This window comes from Plantibacter sp. PA-3-X8 (assembly GCF_003856975.1).
Classification (GTDB): domain Bacteria; phylum Actinomycetota; class Actinomycetes; order Actinomycetales; family Microbacteriaceae; genus Plantibacter; species Plantibacter auratus.
In genome coordinates, this window is the sequence record NZ_CP033107.1 from 451,849 (window position 1) to 469,242 (window position 17,394).

A 17,394-nucleotide genomic window follows, 5' to 3' on the forward strand; every position below is an offset into this window, starting at 1 on the left:
ATGACCGCTTCTCCACTCATCGTCAGCCTGCCCGCCGACCTGCGCGAGGAGGTGCTGTCGCAAGGCCCCCTCCCCGAGGGCGTCGAGTTCGTCGAATGGGATCTGCGCACCGAACCGCCGGTCGAGCACATCGACCTCGTCGTGCCCGTCTACCTCGGCTCGAACAAGCCGCTCGCGAACGTCGCCGCGGTGACGCCGAAGCTCGTCCAGGTGCAGTCGATCGGCTACGACGGCCTCGCGGACCTCCTCCCGGCCGGCATCACCCTCGCCAACGCGGCGACCGTGCACGAGGCCTCGACCGCGGAGCTCACGGTGGGACTCATCCTCGCCTCGCAGCGGGGCATCCCGGACTTCGTGCGCGCCGAGCGGACGGGCGAGTGGCTGCAGAGCCAGCGCCCGAGCCTCGCCGACCGCCGCGTGCTCCTCATCGGGTACGGCGGGGTCGGTGCGGCCATCGAGGAGCGACTGCTCCCGTTCGAGGTCGAGGTCACCCGGGTGGCGTCGAGCGCGCGGGAGGACGAGCGGGGGCCGATCCACGGCATCGACGAACTGCCCGGACTCCTGCCGCACGCTGAGATCGTCATCGTCGTCGTGCCGCTCACCGACGGCACCCGCGGCTTGATCGGAGACGACTTCCTGGCGGCTCTGCCCGACGACGCCCTCGTCGTGAACGTGGCCCGCGGCCCCGTCGCCGACACCGATGCGCTCGTGGAGCACGCGACGAGCGGTCGCATCCGACTGGCGCTCGACGTGACGGACCCGGAACCGCTGCCCGCCGACCACCCGCTCTGGTCCCTGCCGAACGTGCTCGTCTCCCCGCACATCGGGGGCGCGACGAGCGCCATGCTGCCGCGGATGGCGCGTCTCCTGCGCCGACAGATCGAACACCTGTTGGCCGACGAGGAGCCGGAGAACATCGTCCTCCGCACCTGAGACGGGCGACGAGGTCCGTCGATTTCGCTTCGCAGAAAAATCTGCGGCGAGGGCTCGCATTGAATCGGTTCAAGAGGTAGGGTTTGTGGTCTGACCACACCGCAGTGTCGAAGGAGGATCGATGAACGCACCAGCGACGGCCGCGCCGGCAGCGGCCCCGGCGACGCAGCCCGCCACCGCAGCGGCGGAGCCCCGGGCCTGGGAGGTCGTGCTCGCCCGCATCGAGTCGGACCTCCTCAGCGGTGTCCTCACCCCCGGTGACCGCCTGCCCGGCGAACGACAGCTCGCGATCGACCTCGGCGTCGGTCGGTCCAGTGTCCGCGAGGCGATCCGCGTCCTCGAGGTCCTGGGGCTCATCCGCACCCACACGGGATCCGGCCCCACCGCCGGCGCGATCATCGTCGCCACGCCGTCCGGTGGCATGGCCACCCTCATGCGGCTCCAGGTCGCCGCGCAGGGCTTCGCCGTCCAGGACGTGGTCGACACCAGGCTCGTGATCGAGACCGCGGTCGTCCACAGTCTCGCATCGCGTGCCGAAGCGGCCGTCCCCGATCTCACGCACCCCGAGTCCCTGCTCGACGCGATGGACCAGCCCACCCTCACGGAGGCCGAGTTCCTCGCCCTCGATGCGCAGTTCCACCTGTCGCTCGCCGAGGCGGAGGGCAACCAGGTCCTCGTCGCCACGATGTCGGGCCTCCGCGACTCCATCGAGCGCTACGTCCTGGCCGGTGTCCCACAACTGGCGTCGTGGTCGGCCACCGCCGACCGCCTGCGCGCCGAGCACCGGGGCATCGTGGAGGCGATCCGCCACGCCGACGCCGAGCTGGCCCGCCAGTCCGTCCGCTCCCACATCACCAACTACTACCAGGCTCGCGAACTGTCAGAAGACGACAGTCCGCACCCCTCGACACCCACCTCAAGCGACAGTTCGCGGAAAGAAGAGACAGACCATGGTTGAACGCCGCATCCCCAAGCCCCACGACCTCCTGCCGCTCATGCAGTTCAAGAAGCCGGAGTTCAACGCCCGGAAGCGACGCCTGGCGGCCGCCACCACCATCAGCGACCTGCGCACGATCGCCAAAAAGGTCACGCCGACGGCGCCCTTCGACTACACCGACGGCGCCGCCGAGGGCGAGATCTCGCTGGCCCGGGCACGCCAGGCGTTCCAGGACATCGAGTTCCACCCGGCCGTCCTGAAGAACGTCGCGAACGTCGACACCGGCTGGGACGTCCTCGGCGAGCGCGTCGCGTTCCCCTTCGGCATCGCTCCCACCGGCTTCACCCGCATGATGCAGACCGAGGGCGAGCGCGCGGGAGCCTCCGCCGCAGCGGCCGCGGGCATCCCCTTCACCCTGTCGACCATGGGCACGACCTCGATCGAGGACGTCAAGGCGGCGGCACCCGGTGGCCGCAACTGGTTCCAGCTCTACATGTGGAGCGAGCGCGAGCGGTCGATGGCGCTCGTCGACCGCGCGTCAGCAGCCGGCTACGACACCCTCGTCGTGACGGTCGACACCCCCGTCGGCGGCGCCCGCCTGCGCGACGTCCGCAACGGCATGACGATCCCGCCGTCGCTCACCCCGAAGACCATCGTCGACGCGCTCCCCCGCCCGGCATGGTGGATCAACTTCCTCACCACGGAGCCGTTGGCCTTCGCGAGCCTCGACCGCTGGTCGGGAACCGTCGCGGCGCTCATCGACACGATGTTCGACCCGACCGTCGGTCCTGACGAGGTCAAGTACATCCGCGAGCAGTGGAAGGGCAAGCTCATCGTCAAGGGCGTCCAGTCGGTCGCCGATGCGAAGCTCGCCGTCGACCTCGGTGCGGACGCCGTCCAGCTCTCCAACCACGGCGGCCGCCAGCTCGACCGCGCGCCGATCCCGTTCCACCTCCTGCCGAGCGTCGTGCGCGAGGTGGGCAAGGACGCCGAGGTGCACCTCGACACCGGCATCATGAACGGCGCCGACATCGTGGCGTCCGTCGCGCTCGGTGCGCGCTTCACCTTCATCGGCCGCGCGTACCTCTACGGGCTCATGGCCGGCGGGCGCGAGGGCGTCGACCGCGCGATCCAGATCCTCTCGGGCGAGATCGTGCGCACGATGAAGCTGCTGGGTGTCGCGTCGCTCGAGGAGCTGCAGCCGCACCACGTGACCCAGCTGTCGCGGTTCACGACGCTGCAGCCGATGCCGGAGCAGTCGTCGCTGAGCGCCGGCCGGCCGGCCACCGCGAAGCCCGCGGCACCGACCGCTCGGAAGGCTCCGGCCCGGAAGCCGGCGGCCGCGAAGGCCTGACCTCCCGACCGAACGCGGTCACCGCCGCACTCCACGGGTTGTCCCCGATGTCCTCTATCGCTCCTTCGGGAACGATGGAACCGTCCCGACGGTCGCAGCACTTGCGCCGTCGGGCCGGTGTTCGACGATCTGGAGGCGACGGTGGCACAGCTCCTCGTGATCGGTGGGAGCGGCCGCACCGGGCGACTCACCATCAGCGAGGCTCTCCGCCGCGGCTACTCGGTCACCGCGCTCGTCCGCGACCCCGCCGCCGTCGTCCCCGGCGATCGCCTGACGGTCGCCCAGGGGTCTCCCCTGCGGAGTGAGGACGTCGAGGAGGCCATGCGTGGCGCGCAGGCCGTGATCATCGCCCTCAGCAACATCGGTTCGTCCGACTGGCCGTGGGCGCGCCAGGTGAGTCCTCCCGACCTCATCTCGAACGCCGTCCGGGTCGTGACGGACGCGATGCGCTCGCGTGGCCTCCGTCGAATCGTCCTCCTCTCCGCGCTCGGTGCCGGCGAGTCGGTCCGGAGCGTCCCCGCCGGCCTGCGGTGGGCGACGCACTTCCTCCGACTCGGCACCGTCTACGCCGATCACGAGCAGGCGGACGCGTTCCTCCGCCGCTCGGAGCTCGACTGGACCATCGTGCACCCGACCGTGCTCTCGGCCAGCGACGCCCGACGCCCGGTCGTGTCGTCACCGCCGGGAAGCTGGCCGAGCTCGCTCCGGATCCCTCGCTGCGACGTCGCCGCGTTCCTCGTCGACGCCGTCGACGACGAGGACCTCATCGGCTCGGCTCCGGTCATCTCCTCGGGTCCGCGCCGCAGCTGACGGTGCGCCCGTCGATGGGCACCACCGTGACTCAGGAGCCGGCGGCCGCCCGTGACGCCGCAGGACGACGCCCGATGATGCGGTCCGTCAGTTCGCAGACGCCCCACCAGGTGACGCGGAGCATCGCTTCGACGACGATGCCGCTCGTCATCTTGGAGGCCCCGAGCGTCCGCTCGGTGAAGGTGATCGGCACCTCGACGATCCGCAGACCGGCGCGGTTCGCGTGCCAGAGCATGTCGACCTGGAAGCCGTAGCCGTGGCTGTGGACCTCGTCGAGCTGCAGCCGCCGCAGTGCGTCAGCGCTGAACACACGGTAGCCGCCGGTCACGTCGCGGGCGGGGAGCCGGAGCGCGAACCGGGCGTAGGCACTGCCGACCCGTGAGATGGCCTCGCGATGCTTGGGCCAGTTGACGACGGTGCCGCCCGGGACCCAGCGCGACCCGAGGACGACGTCCGCCTCCGCGGTGGCCGCGAGGAGCGCCGGCAACTGCTCGGGGGCATGGGATCCGTCGGCGTCCATCTCGACCACGTTGCCGAATCCGCGCCCGAGCGCCCAGGCGAAGCCGGCCTTGTAGGCGGCGCCGAGCCCTTCCTTGCCGGTGCGATGCAGCACGTGCACCGCGTCGTCCTCGGCGGCGAGCCGGTCGGCGATCGCTCCGGTGCCGTCGGGTGAGTTGTCGTCGACCACGAGCACCTGGACGGAGGGTGCAGCGAGACGGACGCGCGCGACGATCCTCTCCAGGTTCTCGCGTTCGTTGTAGGTGGGAATGATGACCACCGTGGAATCCATGTGCCGTCCTCGTGTCTGCTCAGCCAGCGTAGCGCGCTGAACAGGACCGTATCGGCGGCCTCCGACCGGACGGCCGGACGCCCAGGAAACGGTCGGCGAACGTCCGGCTGGGGGTCAGTTGTTGCTGGCGAAGTGCGCCGGGATGAAGATGGCGAGCGCGATCATGAGGATGCCACCCATGAACCAGACGGCCTGCAGGACGTCCGTGCGGAACGCCTCGCCGAACGCCCACATGCCGCCGGCGAACAGGGCGAAGGCGATCACGACCCAGAACCCCGTCGCATCGCTCAGGGTGCCGGAGCGCCCTGCGTTGGCCCGTTCGTGGTCACGTCGTTCTCCGGCGTCCATGGGTGCCCTTCCTCAGGTTCAAGCGGTCAGTGCAGGTATACGCCGCCCCACTGGCACCCGCAACCCCTCGACACCGACCTCGGTCCCTGAGCCGCACCCGACCCCTGAGACCGCACCACCCCGGCCCCTGAGCGGACACCCGGTCCCTGAGCTTGTCGAAGGGCTACCCGCGCAGCTCGAGCGTGCAGCACTTCACGCCGCCGCCGCCGAGGAGCAGCTCGGACAGGTCGACGCCGATCGGCGTGTAGCCGCGCTCGCGCAGTTGACGCTCGAACCCGACGGCCCGGGCGGCGATGACGACCTCACGACCGTTCGAGATTGAGTTGAGACCCAGGACGGCTGCGTCCTCGGTGCTCACGTGGATCGCGTCGGGGTAGCGCTGCTCGAGGATGCGGTTGCTCGCCTCGTCGAACGCGGTCGGCAGGTAGGCGATGTTCGCGGGCGAGCCGTCTGCGGGAGCCACCGGGTCGAGTACGGCGATCGCGGTGTCGAGGTGGTAGAAGCTCGGGTTCACGAGGTTGAGGGTCACGACCTCGCGGTCGAAGATGCGCCGCACCTCGTCGTGGCTGCGGGGATCGGTGCGGAAGCCGGTCCCGGCGAGGATGGCGTCGCCGACGAGCATGATGTCGCCCTCGCCCTCGTTCACGAACTCGGGGCGCTCGACGCGGAAGCCGTTCGCCTCGAACCAGTCCATGTAGGCCGGCCCCTCGGGGATGCGCTCCTCGTAGGTGAACTTCGCCCCGTAGGCGATGCCGTCGAGCGTGAAGCCGCCGTTCGCCGCGAACACCATGTCCGGCAGGCCGTCGAGCGGGTCGATGAGGTCGATCCGGTGGCCGAGATCGAGGTAGGCCTGGTGCAGCTGTTCCCACTGCGACACCGCGAGCGAGGTGTCGGTCGGGTCGTCCGGGTTCATCCAGGGGTTGATCCGGTAGCTGACGGTGAAGCGGTCCGGCCGGCACATGAGGTACCGGCGACGGTTCGCGACGCGGGTGCCGGTCGTGGCGTCCTGCGTGGTGGGGGTGGGGTGGTTGAGCGTCGACGACACGTCGGCCTCCAAACGAGCGAGGGTCGGCGGACGAGGTCCAGGGGCCCGGGGGCACGCCACGTTCATCATTGCATGCGATTCGCAGCGTTTTCACGGAGTATGGCGCAGGAATGCTGCGAAGTGGCAGCTTTTCACGCAATGATTGCGCTTACACTGGGTCTCATGGACAACCTCGACCGCGGCATCATCGACCTGCTCCGACAGAACTCACGCGCCGGCTACGGCGACATCGGCACGGTCGTGGGCTTGTCGGCCTCAGCGGTGAAGCGACGCGTCGACCGCCTCGTCGCCGACGGGGTCATCCAGTCGTTCACGATCCAGGTCGACCCCACGGTCGACGGCATGCAGACAGAAGCCTACGTCGAACTCTTCTGCCGCGGCACCGTGTCCCCCAACGAGCTGCTGCGGATCCTGTCGGGCGTCCCGGAGGTCGTCGATGCCGGCACCGTCACCGGAAGCGCCGACGCCATCGTGCACATGCGTGCCCGGAACATCCCAGCCCTCGAGGACGCCCTGGAGAAGGTGCGGATCGCCCCCAACGTCGACCACACCCGCAGCGCGATCGTCCTCACCCGCCTCATCCACCGCCACATCGACTGACCCCTCCCCGGCCCGCGAACCGTCACCAACGCACAGTGCGGCGCGTCCGAAGTCGCCATTCGTGACCGTTCGCGGGCAGGATGGGCGGATGGAGTGGACGATTCAGGCGGGGACCAGTGTGTTCGAGCAGCTGCGGACGCAGGTGATCGAGGCCGTCCGCGACGGACGACTCGCGACCGGGGCGAAGCTCCCGACGGTGCGCGGGCTGGCCGACGAGCTGGGGATCGCACCGAACACCGTCGCCAAGGCGTACCGGCTGCTCGAGACCGACGGGGTCATCGAGACCCGAGGGCGCGCGGGGACGTTCGTGTCAGCGCACGGCGACGCGATCGACCGGCAGGCGCAGCTGGCAGCGGCGGCCTACGCGGACCGCATCCGAGACCTCGGTGTCTCGCCGGAGGACGCCGTGGCGCTCGTGGAGGCCGCGCTCCGCGCCTGAGCCGCCGGGCTCAGATGACGCTCTGGGACCACGGATCGGGGTTGCCGAACCGGTGAGCGGTGATCGAGATCGCCTGTTCGCGGAGGAAGGGCAGCAGCTCCACCCGTCCGGCCTGCGTGACCGGTCCAGCCCAGATCGCGATCTCGGGGTCGCCGCCGAGCGCCTCTGCGAGTCGCTTCGCGAGCGGCTCAGGCTCGGAGGCCTCCGTTCCGGGTTCCGCTTCCGCGACCGTCTCGGGACGCGGACCGACGATCCGTACCCGGGTCGCGACCGGCGGCTCCTGGCCCAGCTCGCCCGTGTCGATCGACCCGCGGGCCGCCATCCGGGTCAGCCACTGCTCGTCGGTCTCCAGCGAGACGGGGATACTCAGCTCGGACAACCAGTCGCGGACCTCGCGCGGCAGCCGCCCACCGAGGCTGACGGTGAACCGCGACCGCGACCGCACCGCGGCGATGAGGACCCGCAGCGCATCGCCCAGGTCGGCCCCCGACGCGACGCGTACCGCGACCGGAACCGGCCGGTAGCGCAGGAGGTTCCGTTCCACGCCGAGCTGCGAGACGTCTTTCACCTCGCCGAACTCGTTCCCCCACGCGATCGCGTCACTGAGCGCCGACCGTCGCAGCACGTCGAAGGCCTCGTAGGTGAGCGACGGCTGGGCCGCCTCGATGAGCTTCACGATGCGGGTGTCGAGCCCGCGGAGGTGCAGGCTGCGGCTCGCCGATCCCGGATCCGGTCGCCACTCGCCGAGCCCGAACAGGTAGTTGGGGCCGCCGGCCTTCGTGCCGGTCCCGACCGACGAGCGCTTCCACCCGCCGAAGGGCTGGCGCTGCACGATCGCACCGGTGATGCCCCGGTTGACGTACAGGTTGCCCGCCTCGACGGTGTCGAGCCATTCCCCGAGATCGACCGGGTCGAGGGTGTGCAGGCCCGCGGTCAGTCCGTAGGGGGTCGCGTTCTGCAGGGCGATCGCCTCGGTGAGGTTCGCGGCCTGCATAATGCCGAGGACCGGTCCGAAGTACTCGGTCACGTGGAAGGGCGAGCCTGGCTGGACACCGGTGCGCACCCCCGGCGACCAGAGGCGCTCGCTCGGCTGGCCGAAGTTGACCGAGGAGTCGTCGAGTAGTTTCGGCTCGACGAGCCACTTCTCGCCGAGGCGCAACTCGGTCAGCCCGGCGAGGAGCTTCTCCCCCGCCGGCTCGACGATCGGCCCCATCTGCGTCCGCGCATCGGACGGCCAGCCGACCCGGAGCGAGCGGACGGCGTCCTCGAGCTGTCGCAGGAAGCGGTCCGATCGTGCCACCGAGCCGACGAGGATCACGAGCGACGCGGCCGAGCACTTCTGCCCGGCGTGCCCGAAGGCGCTCTTCACGATGTCGGCGACGGCGAGGTCGAGGTCGGCGCTCGGCGTGACGATGATCGCGTTCTTCCCGCTCGTCTCCGCCAGCAGCGGCAGGTCGGCACGCCATCCACGGAACAGCTGCGCCGTCTCGAAGGAGCCGGTCAGGATCACCCGGTCGACGGCCGGGTGGGACACGAGCCGACGTCCGAGGTCGCCCTCCGCCACATCGGCGAGCACGAGGAGATCGCGCGGCACCCCGGCGTCCCACAGTGCCTCGACGACCACGGCTGCGCACCGCTTCGCCTGTGGAGCGGGCTTGATGATCACGCCGCTGCCGGCGGCGAGCGCCGCGAGGACGCCTCCGGCCGGAATGGCGACGGGGAAGTTCCAGGGCGGCGTCACGACCGTGAGCGCGGAGGGGACGAAGCTCGCGCCGTGCACACTCTCGAGCAGGGGCGCGTTGGCCGCGTAGTAGTGCGCGAAGTCGACGGCCTCGCTCACCTCGGGATCGGCCTCGGCGATCGTCTTGCCGGTCTCGCTCGCCATGACCTCGATGAGGTCCGCCCGACGGGAGGCGAGGACCCGAGCTGCAGCGTGCAGGACGGCGGCCCGTTCGGCGGCGGGGCGGGCTCCCCATCGCTCACCGGCGGCGTGGACCATCGTGATCGTGCGTTCGAGGACGCGTGGGTCGTCGATGGCCGCGGCCGCGACCGCTGCGCCACCGAGGGTCGACTGCGGGACGCGCGCCAGGATCGACGCTCCCCACACCCGGTTCGCCGCGAGCGAGGGGTCGGTGTCGGCGGCGTTCTCGAAGCCCGGGGCGCCGTCGACGACACCACCGCGCTCCGAACGGGAGAAGACCGCCGTCTCGACGTACGCCGAGGACGGATCGGCGTGGAAGCGGTCCTCGCCGCCGCTCGATCCGCGTTCCAGCCCGAGGACCTGCTGGGTGAGTCCCGCGTCGGGCGCCTGTGCGGGATCGCGGAAGCGGTCGTCCCCGTCGTTGTCGGGCAGCGGTGCCTCCGGGGCCTCCGCGGCGCGGTCCTGAGTCCGGTTCGGGGTCGGCACCTGCCCGGCGGTCTCTCCGAGGGCGTCGACCGACGCGAGGAACCGGCGTCGCTCGCGCGCGAACAGGGTCGGCTTCTCGGCGAGCTCGAACACCGCCGACATGAAGTTCTCCTCGCTGGCGTTCTCCTCCAGGCGGCGGACGAGGTAGGAGATCGCGACGTCGAACTCCTTCGGGTTCACGACGGGCGTGTACAGGAGCACCGTCCCGACGTCCCGCTTGATGGCCTCGACCTGACCGGTCGCCATCCCCAGCAGCATCTCGAAGTCCACCCGCTCGCGAACACCGCGGTCGCCCGCGAGGAGCCACGCGTAGGCGATGTCGAAGAGGTTGTGCCCGGCGACCCCGACCCGCACGACGTCCGTGTGCGCCGGCGTGAGCGCCCAGTCGAGCACCCGCTTGTAGTTGGTGTCGGTCTCGCGCTTCGATCCGGTCGTCGCGAGCGGCCAGCCGTGGATCGCCGCGTCGACCCGCTCCATCGCGAGGTTCGCGCCCTTCACGAGCCGCACCTTGATGGGCGCGCCACCGGCGGCCACGCGCTGCTTCGACCAGGCGGTGAGCTGCATCATCGCCTCGAGGGCGTCGGGCAGGTAGGCCTGGATGACGATGCCGGCCTGGTACTGCAGCAGCTGCGGCTGGTCGAGGAGTCGGGTGAAGACCGCGATGGTGAGGTCGAGGTCGCGGTACTCCTCCATGTCGAGGTTGATGAAGGTGCCGGTCGCGAGCCCCTCCTCGTAGAGCGGCACGAGGCGACGGACGATGCGGTCGACGACCTGCTCGAACGACCACATGGAGAGCTGGCTGGCGATCGACGAGACCTTGATTGACACGTAGTCGACGTCGGGGCGCTGCAGGAGCTCGCGGGTGCCGGCGAGCCGTTTCGCCGCCTCGCCCTCGCCGAGGACGGCCTCCCCGAGGAGGTTCAGATTGAGCCGTGAACCGTCGGCGCGCAGCTTCGCGATCGCGTTGCCGAGCTCACGAGGACGGCTGTCGACGATGAGGTGGCCGACCATGCCCCGGAGGACGCGGCGCGCGGCAGGGACGACGACCCAGGGCAGCACCGGACCGACCAGACCGCCCGTGCGGACGGCGGCCTGCTCGTACCAGGGCAGGAACCGCGGTGTCCGGCCGGCGAGGGCGGCGAGGGCGTTCCCGGCGACGAGCGGGTCCTCCGGGCGCATGACGCCGTCGACGAACCCGACGGTGAATTCGAGACCATTGGGATCGCGCAGCACGCCGGCGAGCCGCTCGGCGGCGGGATCGGTCGGAGCTTCCGCCCCTTCGTCGACCCATTTCGACGCGAGGGCGATCGCACGATCCGCGAGTCCGACCGGTTCGGTGGGACCCTCGTTCGCAACGTTCGCCATGCTGCTCAGCCTATGCTCCGATCCGGTGATCCCAGCTGAGGCTCGCGAGTACACGCCCGGCGGCTGAGCACCCCGGTCGGTCACCGCCCTTCGACAGGCTCAGGGACCGGTGGGCCACGTCGCGGAGACCCCGCCCCGGCCGCCGCCCTTCGACAAGCTCAGGGACCGGTGCGCCACATCGCCGAGCCACCCTTTCCGGTCACTGAGCCTGTCGAAGTGCGCCTGCGAATAGGGTGTGGTCATGCACTCCGTCGAGCAGTACGACGCCGTCATCGTCGGCGGCGGTCACAACGGCCTCACCGCCGCCGCCTACCTCGCACGCGCGGGCAAGCGCGTCCTCCTCCTCGAGCGCCTCGACCATACGGGTGGAGCAGCCGTCTCGGAACGTCCGTTCCCCGGCGTGGACGCACGCCTGTCCCGGTACTCGTACCTCGTCAGCCTGCTGCCCCAGCAGATCATCCACGAGCTCGGGCTCGACGTCCAGCTCGTCCGGCGCCGCTTCTCCTCGTACACGCCCGACCCCGCGAGCCCCGGTACGGGTCTCCTGATCGACAACCGTGACGACGACGCCACCGTCGCGTCGTTCGCGTCCATCGGGCATCCGGAGGACGCCGCTGGTGTCGCCGAACTGCACCGTCGGATCGGTCACCTGGCCTCGGTGCTCTGGCCGACGGTGCTCGAGCCGCTCCGCAGCCGTTCCGATGCGCGTGACGCGGCGATCGCCGCCGCCGCGGACCTCGGGGTACCGGCTGGGGAGGTCGCGTCGATCTGGTCGGCGGTGTTCGATGAGCCGATCGGCCGCGCCATCGAGGACGCCGCGCGTTCCGACCTCGTCCGCGGTGTCGTCTTCACGGATGCGCTCATCGGCACCTTCGCCCGCGCCGACGACCCGACCTTGCAGCAGAACATCTGCTTCCTCTACCACCTGATCGGCGGCGGGACGGGCGACTGGGATGTCCCGGTCGGCGGCATGGGCGCGGTCACGGACGCGCTGCGCCGCGCGGCCGAGGAGGCCGGTGCCGAGATCCGGACGCTCGCCGAGGTGACCTCCATCCAACCGGAGCACGGACTCGTCGCCTACGTGGACCTCGCCGTGGAGGCGGAGCTCGAGGCGACCGAACCGATGTCGACGCTGGACCGGTTCCGGCCTCGCCCCGGGGTCGTCGTCCGCGGCGAGTGGATCCTGTCGGGTGCGGCTCCGGCTGTGCTGGAGCGCCTCCTCGACCCGGCGGCGGAGCAACGGGCGGTCGCGGCCGCGTACGCCGCGTGGTCGGCAGCGCGGGGGACACCGGTGCAGTGGAGTGATGCCGACGCGATCCTCGGCACGGCGCCAGCGCCGGAGGACGGTGTCCCGCATCCCGAGGGCGCCCAGGTGAAGGTGAACCTGTTGCTGCGGAGGCTCCCCGAGCTCCTCGACCCGGCCGTCGATCCGTCGGCGGCGTTCGGCGGCACCTTCCACATCAACGAGGGCTGGGCCCAGCTGGAGCACGCCTACCTCGAGGCGGAGGCCGGCCGGATCCCCGACCCGCTACCCTGCGAGATCTACTGCCACACGCTGAGCGACCCCAGCATCCTGTCGCCGGAGCTGCAGGCCTCGGGGGCGCAGACGCTCACCGTGTTCGGGCTCCATGTGCCGCATCGGCTCGCGGTCGCTGCGGACGCGATCCCCGGCGGCCACGACGCCTTCCGTGACGCACTGCAGGCCGCGGTACTGCGATCGTTGGACTCGGTGATCGCGGAACCCATCGAGGACCTGCTGCTGCTCGACGCCGAGGGGCGGCCCTGCATCGAGACGCGGACGACGCTCGACCTCGAGCGCTCGCTGGCGATGCCGGGCGGGAACATCTTCCACGGCCCGCTGTCGTGGCCGTTCCTGGAGGACGACGCCCCACGGACGACAGCGGCCGAGCGGTGGGGCGTCGCGACGGTGCACCCGCGCGTCCTGCTCTGCGGCGCCGGGGCCCGACGCGGTGGCGCGGTCAGCGGACTCGGAGGGCACAACGCCGCGATGGCCGTCCTGGACGCCTGACCTGCACGCCGCAGAACGCGTCGCCGCGCTCAGTGGTGGCGGTGGTCCTGAATGGTGATCTTCGGGCCACGACGTGGCTTGTGGATGCCACTCCGGCCGATGAGCCGCAGCACCCGCTGCCGGTGACCAGCCCAAGGAGCGAGCAGCTCGAGCATGCCGTCGTCGTCCACGGGTGAGCCGGTGAGCGCCTGACCCACCGAGGCCGCGAGGTGGTAGTCGCCGACACTCACGGCGTCGGGATCGCCGTGAGCTCGGAGCGTCACCTCGGCGGCCGTCCACACGCCGATGCCCGGCAGGCTCTGGAGGCGCCGCGACGCGTCGTCGGGGTGCTCGTCGATCGTCCGCTCGATCGCGGAGGCGAGTCGTGACGACCGCACGACCGTCTCCGAGCGCTGCGGCCCGACACCCGCCGTATGCCACTCCCAGCTCGGGATCATCCGCCAGGTCTCGGCGGACGGCGCGACGACCATGCCCTCCGGTGCTGGACCGGGGGCGGCATCGCCATGTCGGCGCACGAGCAACCGCCACGCACGCCACGCTTCGAGTGCGGTCACCTTCTGCTCGAGGATCGACGGCACGAGCATCTCGAACACGAGCCGGTTGCGGCTCAACCGCAGTCCCGGGTTCCGCCGGGACACCTCGGTGAGGAGCGGGCTCCGGCTCACGTCGAGTTCCGACCAGTCGTCGTCCCGACCGAGCAGCTCCGGCACTCCGGCGATCATCCACTCGGCACCCGGACCCCAGGCGGCCGCCTCGACCTCGCCGTCGCGGACCGTCGAGACGTACAGGGTCGCGCCGCCCTGTGGGGTGCGTGCCGTCAGCCAGACCCCGCCAGGCGTGCGGCGGTAGCAGGGGCCGTCGCCTCCCCGGGCGATGAGGCGCAGGGTGCTGTGGACGTCGAGTGGACCGCTCGGGCGGTACACCGTCCGCATCGGTTCCGCCTCGCGCGACACCGGTCCGGTCGGCTGCAGCGCGGCCTCGACGGACGACAGCGATGGAGCGGCGAACGATGCGGAGGCGGACATGGTGGTCACCCTACGTGGTGACCACCGACATCCGGCGACGCCGACGACGGTCGAGGATCGCGAAGACGCCCCGACCGCCGCCGATCCGCTATCGCACCAGGCGGAAGTCATACCCGGCCTGATCGATGAACGTTCCGTTCACGCGTTGCTCGACGCGTCCGCCCTGGTAGCGGCCGGGGAGGTAGTCCCGACTCCATTCGACGGTCCACGAGCCCGAGGAATCGGCCTTCGTCGTCCCGAGTCGGGTGCCCCAGGCTCCGATGATCTCGATGTCGGCCAGCGGTGTCGCCGTGCCGGTGAACACGGGCCGCGTACCGGTGAGGGTGTCGCCGATCCTCGGCGACGTCACCCTGAGCGGCGCTGCGACCGTGAAGTCGTACGCGCTGCGGTGCGTCTCGACACCGCCGACGATCTGTCGGACGGTGCCACCGGCGTACCGGGCGGGGAGCAGCGACTTGTTCCAGGTGATCGTCCAACGCCCACTCGCAGCCACGGCCTCGGTGGTGCCGACGAGATCGCCCCAGGCGCTCCAGATCTCGAGCCTCGCGCCAGGCTGTGCCGTGCCGCTGAACTCGGGCACGGACGAGGAGATGACACCACCGTTCGCGGGCGATTCCAGGACGAGCGGAGCGACGACGGCGCGGGCTGCCACGGTGAAGTCGTACGGCGCACGGGACTGCTCGACACCGTCGATCTCCTGGCGCACGGAGCCGCCGCTGTACCGACCCGGGGTCAGGCTCTTGTTGATCGGTGCCGCCCAACGATGGTCGTCTCCGACCTCGGCTGCAGCGATCTCCGTACCCCAGGCACCGATCACCCGGATGGTCGCGCCCGGCTCTCCACGACCGCTGAACACCGGGTCTGCGGTCTCGACGGTCTCCCCGATGGCGGGCGAGAGCAGGGTGACGTCCTCGACCGGGCCCGGCTCGGGCGCGGGCTCCCGATAGGTGAACCGGAGCGGTGCCGTGGTGCGCTGTTGCCCGAAGACCTGCGTAGCGGTCGCGGTGTACGCGCGCGGCTCGAGCGTCCGGAGTGACTGCTGACTCCAGGCGCCGGTGTCATCCACCTCGACGTCGACCAGTTTCACACCCGTCGTGTCGTCGAGGACGGTCACCCGCGCGCCCGGTTCTCCGAGACCGGAGAACACCGGACGCGGATCGTCCACCGTGGCGTCGAGTGCGGGCGTTCGGACCGTCACCGCTGTGACGACGCGGTAGGTCAGCGACCAGTTCGCGGTCGAGTCGTCAGAGCGTTGACGAACGGTGCCGGACTGCGCTCCGGGCGCGAGATCACGGGTCGGAACGGCAGACCAGGTGCCCGCTGCGGTGACGGTCGCCGTGGAGAGTGGTCCGCCGGACGAGTCGAGGACCTCGACGACCGCATCGGGAGTGCCTCGCCCGCTGAACACGGGACGTGGCTCCCGGACGACGGAACCGGGCGTCGGCGCTTCGAGGGTGACCGGGATGGCGACGGGGACGGGATCGAGTCCCTCCGGGGTGACCCGGTCGGCATCCACGACCGAGCCGAACCCGCCCACGGCCAGCCTGCCGTCGAACTGACGGAGGAAGCCACCTGCTCCGCCGTTCGAGACGAGGCCGTATCCGCTGACACGGTCGTTCGCGAACTCCTCCCAGCCCCATTGCTGCGCGGTCGAGCCGGTGCAGACCGCCGGGTACACGTACTTGTAGGCCTGCGACGGATCCGGCTGGAGGCACCTCGTGACGCCTCCGACCGTGGTCGTGACCGGACCGGACGCGTCCACCGACGGGAACGTCCAGCGGCCGGATGCGGCGAGCGCCTGGTCGAGCGTGGCGTGCAGCGTCACCCTGGCCGGGTTCAGGACGTCCGTCGAGCCACCGACCGCGAAGAAGGCGTCCGAGCCGGAGGGGAACGCCTGGCCGACGAACCTTCCCTCGACCGAGGACACCGCCGGGGTCGTGTCAGGCGCCGGCCCGGCGGCTCGGGCGGCTGGACCGGTGAGCAGACTCACCGTCATGCCGAGCAGACTCACGAAGGCGATGGGGATGGGGAGTTTCATGGGCGATGGGCGACCTTTCGCAAGGGTGCGCCCGAGACGACCCGAGGGAGGGCCGTCCGGACGCACCGGCGGAGCGTTCGCGAACGAACGCGGTCAGCCTACAAGTATTCCAGTTGCTTAATCCAGTATGTCGACCGAATCTTCCGGTTCACCAGTCGCTCGGTGCCGACGCCTTCGTGGGCGGCAGGGCGACATCCCTCGCCCACTGCGCCTGCCACGCAGGGAGGTCGGTTGGAGCCGGGCCGGTGAGCTCGATGAGCTCCGAGAGCGCCACCACGCCGCCCGAGCGCTTGAGGAACCGACCTCGCACGAGGGCCTGGGTGTAGATCTCTCCGCCCACGACCACCCGGTGTTCGATGAACACACCCTTGTCGTCATAGCCCGTGACCCGGGTCTCGACGGCGAAACGCTGCCAGGGCTGCAGCGACTTCCGGAAGGTGATGCTCTCGCTCGACACCACCGGGTACCAGCCCAGGCGCTTGAAGCGATCCCAGAGTCCGTTCCGGATCAGGAGGTCGAACCGGCCGAGGTCGAAGATCGACAGGTAGACACCGTTGTTCATGTGGCCGAGGACGTCGAGGTCGGTCGGCAGCACGCGCAACCGGATCCGTCCGACGTCCCAGGTGTCGAGGCGCTCGCCGCGACGGGCTCGACGGCGGGACTGCAGGAACATGGCGATGGTGCGGAAGATGAGGTGCACGGATGCGACCGTATCCCGCCGGCGCGGCGTCATGCACCACGGTTGTCCTGACTCGACAACACCCGGGTCCTGGGACGCCTGGCGACGTGTGGCGTTCGACACACCCGGGCCGGATCGCCGACGGTCAGTCAGCGGCGACGGTGTTGCCCTCCCCGCTGTCGGTGACCACCGGCGCCGACGAGGTCGCGACCTTGTTGCCGTTGGCTCCCTCGACGAACGTGACGTTGTCGACGGTCGAGACGTTCACGAGGGTGATCGAGCTGTTGAACGAGAGGTTCACGACGGCTCCCGTCACGGTCACGATGCTGTTGGAGGCCTCCACGACGACGTTCTCGCAGTCGCCGTCGATGGTCACGTTCGAGCTGTCGTCGACAATGGTCGCCGTGCCGTCGACGCACTCACCGGCGACGTCGGGGATCGTGTACTCGGAACCGGTGGTGGATTCGGCGGCAGCCGTCGGTGACGCGCTCGTCGTCGACGTCGCATCCGCGTCGGTGCATCCGGCGAGGGCGATGACGGCGAGGCCCGCGGCGGCGAGGAGGGTGGGTTGCTTGGACATGGGTGCTCCTTCGGA

At 70.5% G+C, this 17,394-nt stretch carries 15 protein-coding genes; 7 read left to right on the top strand and 8 right to left on the bottom strand.

Annotated elements, in window-relative coordinates:
• From EAO79_RS02210 to EAO79_RS02225, 4 genes are all read left to right on the top strand, one after another.
• Entirely contained in the window at positions 1–933 is a 933-nt protein-coding gene (locus tag EAO79_RS02210; RefSeq protein ID WP_124767626.1) for a 2-hydroxyacid dehydrogenase, read from the top strand.
• Positions 934–1,054: 121 nt separating this feature from the next.
• On the top strand, positions 1,055–1,891 hold the full coding sequence (locus tag EAO79_RS02215) for a FadR/GntR family transcriptional regulator (protein ID WP_124767627.1): 837 nt from the start codon (positions 1,055–1,057) through the stop codon (positions 1,889–1,891).
• Positions 1,884–3,224, top strand: a complete 1,341-nt coding sequence (locus EAO79_RS02220; RefSeq protein WP_124767628.1) for an alpha-hydroxy acid oxidase — start codon at positions 1,884–1,886, stop codon at positions 3,222–3,224. Before EAO79_RS02215 ends, EAO79_RS02220 begins: the two co-directional genes overlap by 8 nt.
• Before the next feature lie 117 nt (positions 3,225–3,341).
• Positions 3,342–4,034, top strand: coding sequence for an NAD(P)-dependent oxidoreductase (locus EAO79_RS02225; RefSeq protein ID WP_124767629.1), 693 nt, complete (start codon positions 3,342–3,344; stop codon positions 4,032–4,034).
• Positions 4,035–4,065: 31 nt separating this feature from the next.
• Here the strand turns inward: EAO79_RS02225 and EAO79_RS02230 are convergent, their stop codons facing one another.
• From EAO79_RS02230 to ddaH, 3 genes are all read right to left on the bottom strand, one after another.
• Complete coding sequence (locus EAO79_RS02230) at positions 4,066–4,824, bottom strand: polyprenol monophosphomannose synthase (protein ID WP_079706388.1); 759 nt, start codon at positions 4,822–4,824, stop codon at positions 4,066–4,068.
• Positions 4,825–4,938: 114 nt separating this feature from the next.
• Positions 4,939–5,172, bottom strand: coding sequence for a hypothetical protein (locus EAO79_RS02235; protein WP_079706387.1), 234 nt, complete (start codon positions 5,170–5,172; stop codon positions 4,939–4,941).
• 163 nt (positions 5,173–5,335) lie between these two features.
• Positions 5,336–6,217, bottom strand: coding sequence for a dimethylargininase (gene ddaH, locus EAO79_RS02240; protein WP_371413666.1), 882 nt, complete (start codon positions 6,215–6,217; stop codon positions 5,336–5,338).
• A gap of 162 nt (positions 6,218–6,379) precedes the next feature.
• Between ddaH and EAO79_RS02245 the strand changes: the two genes are divergently transcribed.
• Both EAO79_RS02245 and EAO79_RS02250 read left to right on the top strand, forming a co-directional pair.
• Positions 6,380–6,817, top strand: a complete 438-nt coding sequence (locus EAO79_RS02245) for an Lrp/AsnC family transcriptional regulator (RefSeq protein WP_079706386.1) — start codon at positions 6,380–6,382, stop codon at positions 6,815–6,817.
• Between the two features lie 88 nt (positions 6,818–6,905).
• The gene (locus EAO79_RS02250) at positions 6,906–7,256 is read left to right on the top strand and encodes a GntR family transcriptional regulator (protein WP_079003587.1); all 351 of its coding nucleotides are present in this window, start codon (positions 6,906–6,908) and stop codon (positions 7,254–7,256) included.
• 10 nt (positions 7,257–7,266) lie between these two features.
• Here EAO79_RS02250 and EAO79_RS02255 read toward each other — a convergent pair whose 3' ends face one another.
• Positions 7,267–11,028, bottom strand: a complete 3,762-nt coding sequence (locus EAO79_RS02255; protein WP_124767630.1) for a bifunctional proline dehydrogenase/L-glutamate gamma-semialdehyde dehydrogenase — start codon at positions 11,026–11,028, stop codon at positions 7,267–7,269.
• A gap of 241 nt (positions 11,029–11,269) precedes the next feature.
• On the opposite strand from EAO79_RS02255, the gene EAO79_RS02260 reads away from it, so the two are divergent.
• A complete protein-coding gene (locus EAO79_RS02260) occupies positions 11,270–13,057 on the top strand; it encodes an NAD(P)/FAD-dependent oxidoreductase (RefSeq protein ID WP_124767631.1) in 1,788 nt (595 codons plus the stop codon).
• 29 nt (positions 13,058–13,086) lie between these two features.
• Here the strand turns inward: EAO79_RS02260 and EAO79_RS02265 are convergent, their stop codons facing one another.
• The 4 genes from EAO79_RS02265 to EAO79_RS02280 form a co-directional block, all read right to left on the bottom strand.
• Positions 13,087–14,082 carry a DNA-3-methyladenine glycosylase 2 family protein gene (locus tag EAO79_RS02265; RefSeq protein WP_240044105.1) on the bottom strand — a complete coding sequence of 332 codons (996 nt, stop codon included), beginning with the start codon at positions 14,080–14,082 and terminating at the stop codon, positions 13,087–13,089.
• A gap of 88 nt (positions 14,083–14,170) precedes the next feature.
• Positions 14,171–16,120 carry a hypothetical protein gene (locus tag EAO79_RS02270; RefSeq protein ID WP_124767632.1) on the bottom strand — a complete coding sequence of 650 codons (1,950 nt, stop codon included), beginning with the start codon at positions 16,118–16,120 and terminating at the stop codon, positions 14,171–14,173.
• Between the two features lie 148 nt (positions 16,121–16,268).
• On the bottom strand, positions 16,269–16,820 hold the full coding sequence (locus EAO79_RS02275; protein ID WP_241160961.1) for a thioesterase family protein: 552 nt from the start codon (positions 16,818–16,820) through the stop codon (positions 16,269–16,271).
• A gap of 124 nt (positions 16,821–16,944) precedes the next feature.
• Positions 16,945–17,379, bottom strand: a complete 435-nt coding sequence (locus EAO79_RS02280; RefSeq protein ID WP_124767634.1) for a hypothetical protein — start codon at positions 17,377–17,379, stop codon at positions 16,945–16,947.
• Positions 17,380–17,394: the final 15 nt, after the last annotated feature.